The 613-nt window shown below is 51.4% G+C and carries 1 protein-coding gene; it reads right to left on the bottom strand.

Features of this window, described 5'->3' with window-relative positions:
• Positions 1-613: nucleotidyltransferase family protein (locus tag C1G57_RS09150; RefSeq protein WP_193434485.1), on the bottom strand; the 613-nt coding region annotated here is incomplete at both ends.

The following is a 613-nucleotide window of genomic DNA, read 5'->3' as shown; positions in this document are numbered from 1 at the left end:
TCAGCACCCGCCGCACCCGCGCCTTGGTGTAGCGCTTGGTCGCAACAGCATCCACCAACTCCTCCACGGTCGCTACGCTCCCAATAGCAGAGCGGATACGACTGGCTAGTTCTTCGTTGACCTGAAAGACCTGACTGAGATCTTGGTGGGTCGCAATCTGGTAGCGGAGCAGAGGAAAATAATCATTCCAGCTTACCTTTGTCGCCTCTTCAAAGAGACTGGCAGAGGGCAAGAAATCACGCACCAAGTCCAGCTTGTCAGCACCCTTGCGGATAGCTGTCGCCGAGGCGTAGGACGTTTCCACCTCTTCCGAGTGAAAACCAGCTCCCTGCCGTTGAACAGGGCTGAGCTGAATGCCTGTTCCAGCCACCGCCTTAGCATAAGCCAGAGCCAGAATATGGTTGGGCGTATCACCTGTGAAGGTTAGACCCGCAAATTCCTGCCACATAGCCTGGGTCTTCTGTGGATAAGAGAGATTGTCTGGCAAGTTTTTCACAAAATTTTCCATCTCTTCCGTCTTATCCACATAAATATCCGCAATTTTCTGGTAATCCAGCATTTCTTCCGTACCGAAAACTAGTTTTTCCACACCTAGCCTGTGTAAAATGCTGAT

It is taken from the genome of Streptococcus suis (assembly GCF_002960425.1).
Lineage (GTDB): Bacteria > Bacillota > Bacilli > Lactobacillales > Streptococcaceae > Streptococcus > Streptococcus suis_S.
Note: the sequence above shows the minus strand (reverse complement) of the source record. Positions and strands in the feature narration are given on the sequence as shown.